Source organism: Aquiflexum sp. (assembly GCF_041749095.1).
In the GTDB taxonomy this organism is placed as follows: Bacteria; Bacteroidota; Bacteroidia; order Cytophagales; family Cyclobacteriaceae; genus Aquiflexum.
Window position 1 is genome coordinate 1 of the sequence record NZ_JBGTCA010000191.1, and the last position, 6,859, is coordinate 6,859.

At 39.5% G+C, this 6,859-nt stretch carries 8 protein-coding genes; 6 read left to right on the forward strand and 2 right to left on the reverse strand.

The annotated features are described in order from the left end of the window. Positions 1–175: 175 nt before the first annotated feature. Together ACEW8O_RS09265 and yihA are read right to left on the reverse strand one after the other, a co-directional pair. Complete coding sequence (locus ACEW8O_RS09265; protein ID WP_373494345.1) at positions 176–610, reverse strand: DUF5606 domain-containing protein; 435 nt, start codon at positions 608–610, stop codon at positions 176–178. A 58-nt stretch (positions 611–668) separates the two neighbouring features. After that, positions 669–1,277, reverse strand: a complete 609-nt coding sequence (gene yihA / locus ACEW8O_RS09270; protein ID WP_373494346.1) for a ribosome biogenesis GTP-binding protein YihA/YsxC — start codon at positions 1,275–1,277, stop codon at positions 669–671. 254 nt (positions 1,278–1,531) lie between these two features. Between yihA and ubiE the strand changes: the two genes are divergently transcribed. From ubiE to ACEW8O_RS09300, 6 genes are all read left to right on the forward strand, one after another. Next, a complete protein-coding gene (ubiE, locus tag ACEW8O_RS09275; RefSeq protein ID WP_373494347.1) occupies positions 1,532–2,254 on the forward strand; it encodes a bifunctional demethylmenaquinone methyltransferase/2-methoxy-6-polyprenyl-1,4-benzoquinol methylase UbiE in 723 nt (240 codons plus the stop codon). A gap of 95 nt (positions 2,255–2,349) precedes the next feature. Then, positions 2,350–2,982, forward strand: a complete 633-nt coding sequence (locus tag ACEW8O_RS09280; RefSeq protein ID WP_373494352.1) for a porin family protein — start codon at positions 2,350–2,352, stop codon at positions 2,980–2,982. Between the two features lie 244 nt (positions 2,983–3,226). Next, entirely contained in the window at positions 3,227–3,985 is a 759-nt protein-coding gene (locus ACEW8O_RS09285; RefSeq protein ID WP_373494348.1) for an SDR family NAD(P)-dependent oxidoreductase, read from the forward strand. A gap of 10 nt (positions 3,986–3,995) precedes the next feature. Then, entirely contained in the window at positions 3,996–4,754 is a 759-nt protein-coding gene (locus ACEW8O_RS09290) for a M15 family metallopeptidase (protein ID WP_373494349.1), read from the forward strand. 236 nt (positions 4,755–4,990) lie between these two features. Then, positions 4,991–5,749, forward strand: coding sequence for a ThuA domain-containing protein (locus tag ACEW8O_RS09295; protein WP_373494350.1), 759 nt, complete (start codon positions 4,991–4,993; stop codon positions 5,747–5,749). A gap of 454 nt (positions 5,750–6,203) precedes the next feature. Next, positions 6,204–6,698 carry an RNA polymerase sigma factor gene (locus tag ACEW8O_RS09300; protein WP_373494351.1) on the forward strand — a complete coding sequence of 165 codons (495 nt, stop codon included), beginning with the start codon at positions 6,204–6,206 and terminating at the stop codon, positions 6,696–6,698. The last annotated feature ends 161 nt before the right edge of the window (positions 6,699–6,859 follow it).

Genomic DNA, 6,859 nt, shown 5'->3' on the forward strand with positions numbered 1-6,859 from the left:
AGGGGTTGCTATGTGTTCGAAAAAATGGGAAAATCTTTCTCCGACTTCGTAGCAAAACAAAGGCTGATCACCAACGCCATTAATCCTATGATTGACGCAGTAACCCCACTCTTTTATATTCGGAGATAACCAAACTCCAGAGTCATGCCATGACTCAAAGTCATGGCATGACTTTCTAATTCTCGGAACCTTTTTCCTCTTCTTCTTCCTTCTGCTCTTCCAATACCTCAGGGGCATGTTCTCTAATGATTTTATACCAACTTACCAGCTTCTTAATATCAGAAGGGTACACCTTGGTCTCGTCAAAATCAGGAAGCACATGTTTCAGAAAAGCACTTAACTCATCAGCATCAGCCGAAGCATCCAAGCCTAAATCTCCCTGGAACTCCTTTTCTATTTTTTTCATGACCTCTTCCAGTGGAGTGGCACCCTCTTCGGTCATGGTGTACATGGAAATCTCTCCCAAGATGGAAACCCTTTGACTGGCACCTGCTACCAATTTGGCTTTCTTGTCGTCCATGGATTCCAAAATCACCCCACCACGGGTAGGTTTTAATATTTTATATAAACCCGATTTTCCGGAAACTGTGGCAATCTCGTTGAATTTCATTTTGTCTCTTTCTGATTTAAGGCAGCAAAGATATCATTTCAATTATTATGCCCAAGGATTAGTTTTCCTCTTTACCATATTCACTGACCAATTCTTCAATGAAGATAACGACCTCCTCTTTTCCTTCCCCTGATGATGCTGAGGTGATATAATGTTGTGGATGATCCTGAAATATCTCAAATGCTGCATTGAGAAATCTATTGACATTCTCCTTGGTTCTTGACCTGGATTGTTTGTCTGACTTGGTGAATAGCAAAACAAAAGGTATATCATTTTCCCCACACCAAGTGATGAATTCCAAATCTATTTTTTGAGGCTCCAGCCTGCTGTCTATCAAAACCATCAATGCCACCAGATTTTCTCTGGCTGTAAGATATTCCATGATCATTTTACCCCAGGTATCTTTGATGCTCTTGCTGACTTTGGCAAAACCATAGCCAGGCAAATCTACCATATACCATTTGTCATCCACCAGAAAATGGTTGATCAATTGGGTTTTTCCAGGTCTTCCGGAAATTTTTGCAAGTTTACTGTTACCTGTGAGCATATTGATCAAAGAACTTTTGCCCACATTTGACCTTCCAATAAAAGCAAATTCAGGCTTGTTTGGCTCAGGGCATTTGTTATGGTCGGTATTACTTATCAAAAAGACCGCTTTCTTGATCATTACATTTTTTTTATTTGGTACAAAGGTAAGCCAATTTAAATTAATCTATAAGTCTGAAATATTGTATGCATTAATTCAACTAATTCCAAAACCGATATTTATGGATATTCATTTGATATTTGGATATTGGTATCGCTACGCCATTGTCGTTTTGAAAATTGATGTAAGCCACTTAAGAGTCAAGCATTAATTTCCAACATTTTTCGATTGCTGGGGTTTCCTTAGTAATATTGCACAACATTAGAGAAAAGTCCATGTCAGTAGTACCATATAAAGAAAAGCAGGAAGGAAAAAAGGAGCAGGTAGCCGAGATGTTCAACAACATCAGCAAGAAGTATGATTTTTTGAACCACCTTTTGAGTTTGGGAATTGACATTACTTGGAGAAGAAAGGCTATCAAACTGCTTAAAAATGACAATCCCAAATTAATTCTTGATATCGCCACCGGGACGGGAGACTTTGCCATTGAGGCATTGGCCCTCAAACCTGACAAAATAATCGGAGTGGATATATCAGAGGGAATGTTGAATGAAGGGCGAAAAAAAATGGTCAAAAAAAAACTTGACCATATCATCGATCTTCAACTGGGTGATTCAGAAAAGTTGCTTTTTGAAGATAATAAATTTGATGCAGTGATCGTTTCATTTGGGGTCAGGAACTTCGAAAATCTCGAAAAAGGATTACAGGACATGTATCGCGTTTTGAAACCCGGTGCCAAAACAGTGATAGTGGAATTTTCAAAACCGAAAAAATTCCCGATGAAGCAAGGATATAACTTTTATTTCAAATATATTCTGCCTCAAATCGGTAAATTGGTGTCCAAAGATAATTCTGCTTACACTTATTTACCGGAATCAGTGCAGGCATTTCCTGATGGTGAGGATTTTCTTTTAATACTAAACAAAGTAGGCTTTACAAACACGCAATGCAAACCTCTCACATTCGGAATCAGTTCTATATATTTAGGAGAAAAATAAGCTTTTCCATTTTAGGGATATTTTTTCTGATTAGCCAATCTACTGGACAATCAAGATTCAATGAAATCAGTTCTGCAGGACAGGATGATAAATTCATTTCCTATGGTTTTTTCCTTGCTGCCCATACCAATATGTGGCGAATGAAATATTCAGAGGCATTCTTAGACCCAACTAATGCTCCACTTAATAATATTCAAAGCATAATTCCGGTGTATTCACCCGGATTCTCTTTGGGATTTTTGGTCAATATAAGACTTCACGACCAGGTCAACATCATGATGACTCCCAAAATCGGATTTTACGAGTTTAAAACTGACGTGAATTATTTTACCGAGCCGATAAATAACAATGACGTTCCCGTCATTACCAGAAGACAAACTTATTTGAATGAAGCTACCATGGTAGAAATCCCGATCCTTTTTAAATATAAGGCCCAGCGATTTAACAACACCAGGATGTTCTTCACAGGTGGAGGCAGTGCGATGTTCCGCACCAAAGATCAGGATGAAGCAGACATAGAGGATTTAGTGACGACTGGAAGGGACTTCACCGTTGACTTTGGATTGGGTTTTGACCTTTATTTCAAATACTTCAAGTTTTCACCTGAAGTCCGCTTTTCACATGGACTGCTGAATCTTTATCGTCCAGAACAAACCAACCCCGCTTTCCGGGACGCCATTTCCGAAATCCGCCGAAAATCCATCACGCTTTACCTGAATTTTCAGTAGAAGGTGAGCGGAAATTGGAAAATTGGAAAATTGGAAGATTGTAAGATTTCTGCCAATTAAGCCTTTCATAGGTTCTTTTTCCCCATTTTACACTTGCTTCTCTCAGGTATCAGGACTTGCCCCTGGTGTCGATCATTCATCCTTCATCCTTTCTCCTTCATCCCTTTCTTGCCTCTCGCCTCTTGCATCTCTCCTCTCATAAATTACCCATTTTATTCCTAGTCATTTCTTTTTAGATTAGGGCATGGAAAATAAAATAGTCTTTATCACCGGTGCAACTTCAGGCATAGGAAAAGCATCGGCTATTGCATTGGCAAATTTGGGTTACGACATCATTGCCACCGGGAGAAGAAAGGATAGACTGGAAAACCTAAAGGATGAACTTCCTTCCGGAACAAAATTACAAATCCTTTGCTTTGATGTCAGGGATCAAAAAGCTGTGAAATCAGCAATTGGCTCACTTCCTGAACAATGGCAAAAAATAGATGTCCTGATCAACAATGCAGGCAATGCCCATGGATTGGATCCCATTCAATCCGGAAGTCTGGAAGACTGGGACGCCATGATGGATATCAATGTCAAAGGATTGCTTTATGTTTCCAAAGAAATCATGACCGGAATGGTCAACAGGCAAGCAGGGACTATTGTCAATATCGGGTCGATCGCAGGAAAGGAAGTATATCCAAATGGTAACGTGTACTGTGCTTCCAAGCATGCCGTAGATGCCATTACCAAAGGGATGCGTATTGATCTCAACCCTTATGGGATAAGGGTCATTGCTGTCCATCCCGGAATGGTAGAAACCGAATTCTCATTGGTCAGATTCAAGGGGGATGCCGCAAGATCCAAAACAGTGTATCAAGGTCTTCAGCCTTTGACTGCGGAAGATGTTGCAGACACCATTGCATTTGCAGTCAGCAGGCCTCCTCATGTGGTATTGGCTGATATTGTGATCTTACCAACTGCCCAAGCTTCTGCCACAATTTTGAAAAAGACCAATTAATACTCTTACCTTGAATAAATACCTTTTCCTTTTATTGGCAATTTCATTTTGGTGCTGTGAATCCAAAATGAACGAACAAACAGCAACAGGCTATGATATTCATGAAAATGAAATAGCGGATATCGGCGGCGAACAGTTTAAAATAGTCCACAAAGTCGGGGAATTGGAACAAAGCCTGATTGATGCCGGATTGGTAGATATTGAGGTTATTATTCCCGGAATTTATGTGGATTTGAAATATTCCACGACAGACAATTTCTTTGGGCAGGATGTTTATGGAGAATTGGACCGATGCTATTTACAACCAATCGTTGTGGAGATGCTAAAGAAATCCCATGAAAAACTTCAGGAAGACCATCCTGAATTGACATTCCTGATCTATGACGGAGTAAGGCCCCAAAGTGTACAGCAAATACTTTGGGACAACCTGAACAAACCGGATAGCATCAAACCCCTATATGTTGCCAATCCTAAGATCGGCGGATTACATAATTTCGGAGTAGCCGTGGACCTTACCTTGGCCTATGCCGAAACAGGAGAAGCCTTGGATATGGGAACCGGGTATGATTATTTCGGGTATCCTGCATATCCCGATCGGGAAGTACAGATGCTCAAAGAAGGAAAAATTACACAAGAACATATTGCCAACCGAGAAACTCTTAGAAAAGTAATGAAGCATGGTGGCTTTACAGGAATAGGATCAGAATGGTGGCATTTCAATGCATTCTCCCGAAAAGAAGCCGCTGAAAAATTCGGGATGGTGAAGTGAAGGGCTAGAGGTTAGAAGAAGGTTTGAGGTTTGTATGGAATTGTAAAATTGAAAAATTGTATAATTGGAAAATTCCCCTAATCTCAAAACTTATTACTTGCTTTGGGAAAGATAATCTCGGTTCTCGCCTCTCGGTTCTCGCTTCTGTTCTTGGTTCTTGGTTCTTATGTTCTCAAATCTAATGTCTCAAATCTCATGTCTCACATCTCAAATCTATTAATTCTAAAATCTAAAAAATGATAAACCTAAAAACCTTCATTCCCTCCCTCCAACTCGCCTTAATCATCCTAATCGGCTTAAGTTCAGAATCGTTTGCCCAAAGGAATACTCAATTCAGTGTTTTGGTCTTCAGCAAAACCAAAGGCTTCAGACATCAATCTATACCTGATGGTGTTGTGGCAATTAAAAAATTGGGGATTGAACATATTTTTCATGTACATTCCACTGAAGACGAAGACTACATTACAGATAAAAACCTGGAAAAATATCAGGTAATCATATTGATGAGTACGACAGGAACCATTTTTAATGAAGAACAAAAGGCAGTCATCCAACGCTTCGTCCAAAGTGGAAAAGGTATCGTCGGGATTCATAGTGCAACTGATACAGAATATGAATGGCCCTGGTACACCAAATTGATCGGAGCACAGTTTATGAACCATCCGCATCAGCAGACCTTGAGACTCAATGTGGTCGATAGGAATCATCCTGCAACTTATCATTTGCCCGTAAAATGGCTTTGGACTGATGAAATCTATGCTTTCAAGAATTTCAATCCTGATGTAAGGGTCTTGATCACTGCTGATGAAACATCTTATGACCCCAAAAAGGGCATGGGAGAATTTCACCCTATGGCCTGGACACATGAATACGATGGAGGAAGGATTTTTTATACCGCCTTAGGCCATACCGATTGGTCTTTTCTTGATTCTAATTTCCAAAAACACATTTATGGAGGTATCTGGTGGGCAGCCAAAGGATTCCCGATAGATTAATTACATACAGTTTATCACCATACCTGCCAATCCTAAAATCATCGGGATGGCAGGTTTTTTTATGGTTGTTCGGTTTTCTTATATGCTAAAAAAGATGGGAGACCTGCCATAATGCAGGCGAACACAAGACCTATGTTAATAGATTATTACGCTGGAATAGTAATTCACCGCTGATTCAAAATTTTTACATCAATCAAATATGTACGCAATGATGCCAGTAAAATGGTGATTCAATATAACTCTCGCCAGAAAACTGAAATGTCCGTTACATCGGACTTCGGTCTTCCGACAAGTTTGTAGTAGAATATTGGGTTAATGGCAAAGAAGCGGATAACCATTATTTCTATTTATATCAACCATATTTCCAACATATTTCAACTTATCTCCAACCTTATTCAAAAAATCTTCCCTTCCTTGTCATATAAAACTAACTTTTGGACACTAAAGATTAAGAATGAAAAACCACCACATGGAAAACATCCTCAAAGGGCTTCACAAAGAAGCTTACCACTGGGCAAGACAGTGCTGCTCGTTTGATGAGGATTTGGCAAAGGATGTGTTGCAACAGGTTTACTTGAAAATTCTCGAGGGAAAAGCCATCTATAATGAAAAATCCCAATTGAAAACCTGGCTTTTTTCTGTGATCAGGTTTACCGCTTCGGAATGGAAAAAGAAGGACAAAAACTTCTATCCATTCGAAGAGGAATTTGATGCAGCAGAAACAGATGAAGAAGTTACTACTGCTTCACATGAAGAATTGATCGAAAGGCTGCCGGAAAGACAAAAGGAGGTTTTGTTATTGGTGTTTTACCACAACCTGACATTGGAAAAAGCAGCTGAGGTTATGGGAATCAGTATCGGTTCGGTCAGGACACATTATGACAGGGGCAAATCAGGTCTCAAAGATCTCATTCTAAAGAAACAAGATTATGAAAATGCAAGACAATAATAGCGATAAGGAGATGGCCAATTTCTTTTTGGAAATGAAGGAGAAGGACCAGCAAATTCAAATACCAAGCTTTACTCTTTCCAAAAAAAGAAAAATATGGAGATTCATACCATATGGTATAGCTGCTTCAATTCTCTTAACCGTTTGGTTTTTCAGTAAAG